The organism is Bacillus pseudomycoides DSM 12442 (assembly GCF_000161455.1).
Lineage (GTDB): Bacteria > Bacillota > Bacilli > Bacillales > Bacillaceae_G > Bacillus_A > Bacillus_A pseudomycoides.
Map to the genome: position 1 here is coordinate 5,657,386 of NZ_CM000745.1, position 3,233 is coordinate 5,660,618.

1 protein-coding gene and 4 pseudogenes are annotated in these 3,233 nt (G+C 32.8%); 3 read left to right on the forward strand and 2 right to left on the reverse strand.

The window, feature by feature from the left end; all coding sequences use genetic code 11:
• A pseudogene (locus tag BPMYX0001_RS34410) lies at positions 1-153 on the forward strand (Rpn family recombination-promoting nuclease/putative transposase); the annotation flags it as partial.
• A 73-nt stretch (positions 154-226) separates the two neighbouring features.
• Positions 227-367 carry a hypothetical protein gene (locus BPMYX0001_RS33550; RefSeq protein ID WP_167535700.1) on the forward strand — a complete coding sequence of 47 codons (141 nt, stop codon included), beginning with the start codon at positions 227-229 and terminating at the stop codon, positions 365-367.
• A gap of 202 nt (positions 368-569) precedes the next feature.
• Here the strand turns inward: BPMYX0001_RS33550 and BPMYX0001_RS29860 are convergent.
• Together BPMYX0001_RS29860 and BPMYX0001_RS28540 are read right to left on the reverse strand one after the other, a co-directional pair.
• A pseudogene (locus tag BPMYX0001_RS29860) lies at positions 570-994 on the reverse strand (DDE-type integrase/transposase/recombinase).
• An 84-nt stretch (positions 995-1,078) separates the two neighbouring features.
• Positions 1,079-1,267: pseudogene (locus BPMYX0001_RS28540) on the reverse strand (DUF4158 domain-containing protein); the annotation flags it as partial.
• 191 nt (positions 1,268-1,458) lie between these two features.
• Between BPMYX0001_RS28540 and BPMYX0001_RS34415 the strand changes: the two are divergent.
• Positions 1,459-2,460: pseudogene (locus BPMYX0001_RS34415) on the forward strand (sensor histidine kinase).
• Positions 2,461-3,233: the final 773 nt, after the last annotated feature.

Consider the following 3,233-nt stretch of genomic DNA (forward strand, 5'->3'; position numbering starts at 1 on the left):
CTTCAAAAGGGTATCCAAAAAGGACGAGAAGAAGGCATTGAACAAGGGAAAGTTCAATTAATATGTGGTATGCATAAGAACGGTATGCCGTTAGAAGACATTGCGAAATTCACTGGTCTAAGTACAGAAGAAATACGAAAACTACTATTATAATACGTACTATTACAAAAGCTTTGCGAATTGTTTCGCAAAGCTTTTTACTATGAATTTTAAAGAAGAAAGACCTTTGTTAATCCAGACATTATCAAAACATGTTTCAGACCAAGATGCTGAAAGTATTACAAATGCATTTTATCTTGATAGAAAACCTCAATCAAAAGAACAAAAAGAACTTGTAGCCAATCACTACAAGTTCTTTTTGAGATAATGTTAATAAGGGACAAACAAACTATTTCAACAGAAACATAGGGGACACTATTTGATGACTGGTTTGACAACTTCATTATATAACAAATATTAACATTTGAAGATTTTAATTTTGAATATTTTGTGAATTAAGAAAACGGGGTTCTGGTACAAAGATAAAATTAAAGAGAATATAGCTCATATATTTCTAACGGAATTCTATTTTATGCTGTAAGCCCAAACAATCGATGGATGAATTCTTTCTGGTTTTGGACAGACTGATTCCGTAAATCAATCTGTTCTTTTTTAATCATATGCATAGCTTCCACTCCTGCAAGAATGGATGTAGCTGTGCCAAAAGACTTGAACCCTAACATAGAACGAACACGTTTCTTAATAAAACGATGATCTTGTTCCACTATGTTATTGAGATATCTAACTTGCCTTAGTTATATGCCTTCAGGCATATCTAATTGAGGTCCGTATTGATGAACCCAGCGCATAATGGTTGTGTGAGCGATAATCCTCTTTCCTCCATCATTTCCACCAGGTTACGAAAGCTCAAATTGTACCGCAGGTACCATCTTACTGTTAATAAGATCAGTTCAGGCTGATAATGTTTCCACTTGAATAGATTTTTCTTTTCCATACTGATCACGTCCTTTTTTAGAATACTAGTATCAGTATGTCCAAGTTTCAGAGGTTAGTTACATAAGTCTTATAGTTTTTGCACCAGAGCCCAAAGTTGTAAAGCAAACCCTAACTTATTCTGATCTCTACGATAGCGTTTAATAATTTCGATATCATGTGGAGACAAGGTGTAATAACTTCCTAATTCATACTCACTAATTTGTTCTGAAATGGATACAAACTCTAAGCGTTGATCTAGTGTCAATAATTCTCTTGCACGTTTTGAGGACATATTTTTCTTCTTTCTAAAATGCAAGAAAATACCTTGTCTAAAGTATGCTGTAGCTCAGTGGATGTTGGATTGAAGTATTTTCTTGTCATGCTAACATCTTTGTAAACTATTAATTTAACTACTCATTTTCTCCATTAGATTATCAGTTGGCCATAGTATCTTACGATACAGTGTCATACGAGAAATACAATATGAAATTACGGAATCAATTGTTATTGATGAATCTATTAAGCACCAGCATTATGGTAATTGCTATCTGGTATAGCGAAATGAAAATGTTACTTAGACCGGAACAAACGCAGCTTTTCATAGGAATTGTAACCGTAGCAATGGCGCTTTCAACGATGATTTACTGGTTATTAACACGCTCTATTACGGAATCTATTCAAAATTTAATTGCATTAACGAAACAATTTAGCGATAGACAATTTGGAGCGATGTATAGAATTGGACGAGGACCACATGAGTTTAAAGAATTAGCGGCAGCTTTTCAACAAATGGCTAAAAAATTAAAAGAAGGGTTTACTAAATTAGAAGAAGGAGAAAAAGCACGTACAGAGCTCATTGCGAATATTTCACATGACTTACGAACACCTATGGCTAGCATACAATTGATGATTGAAGCATTACAAGATGATGTAATTGCAAATCCCGAAATGAAAACACAGTACTTAACGACAATCCATAAAGAAATAAAAAGATTAAGTGGATTAATTAATGACTTATTTGATCTTTCTAAGTTAGAACTTGGATAAGAAGATTTTTATCCAAGTTTCACACATATGGATCGTATTCTATTAGAAGTACTAGGTTCACATTCTATTTTATTAGAAGAAAAACAGATCCATTTGCAATTACAAGTTTCTGATACATTGCCGAAGCTCTGGATTATGCCTTGTAAGATAGCACGGGTTATCAGTAATTTGTTACATAATGCAATTCGATATTCTCCAGTGTCTGGAACGATTGAGTTAATTGTAGAGGAAAATAAGCAGAAGCATCACGTTCAATTCATTGTACGTGATGCTTCTGCTTATAGTGATCAACTGCGCATATTTGAACGTTTTTTTAGAACAGATCCATCAAGAAGCTCACAATCTGGGGGATCTGGACTTGGATTAGCCATTGCACAATCATTAATTGAAATGCACAAAGGCAAAATTGGTGTACGAAATCGTTCAGATGGTAAATAAGGGAGTGAGTTTTGGTTTACTCTTCCTGTTACATCAGAAAAAAAATAAGATTATGCAAGACTTTTGTAACATTTATGAAAGCAAATTGAAAGGGATATATAATAAGATGAATATATCAAAGGTGATTTTATTTTAACTCAGAAGTAAAAAGTATAAGCAATGTACAATATAATCTTATGTTTTATAGTTTCATCTACCTCAATAAGTGCAATTAAAACATATGATTTAAATTTATTTGCTCAGATATGCTAGAAAAATAAGCCTGAGTAACCCCTTTCCCCTTTATTTTCGAAATCACTTTGAAAAATGACATGGAATTCATATTCTATGTCATTTTTAGTGTAATTAATAAAATTTTTGCTTTCTATATTATTAAATTGTTGCATTAATACTTCTAATACTGATTGTGTTGCAGTACTTATAAATACTCAATAATGAATGCATATAAAAATCGCTTCTTATGAAAGTAATCTATCAAACTAGGTTCATATTTTATCATTTTTCCTCTTCTTCTTTGTATAAATCTTGATATTCTGTCAATACTCTTGATGACATGATACTTTTCCAATCCCCCTTGGAAAGCCGAGCAGTTAGCTTTTGCTAGCTGCTTTTTTTGTTCCTCAACATCAAACAAAATGGTTCTGGTGCAAAAACTCTTGTTAGGGGTCACCATACATGCCTATCTCCCGAAAAGGTTGCTTTTTTCTTAGATTGTTTAGAAAGAATACCGTTTTTTGTATTTAGGGGTAGTGAAAATTCTTAAGTTGATGGGC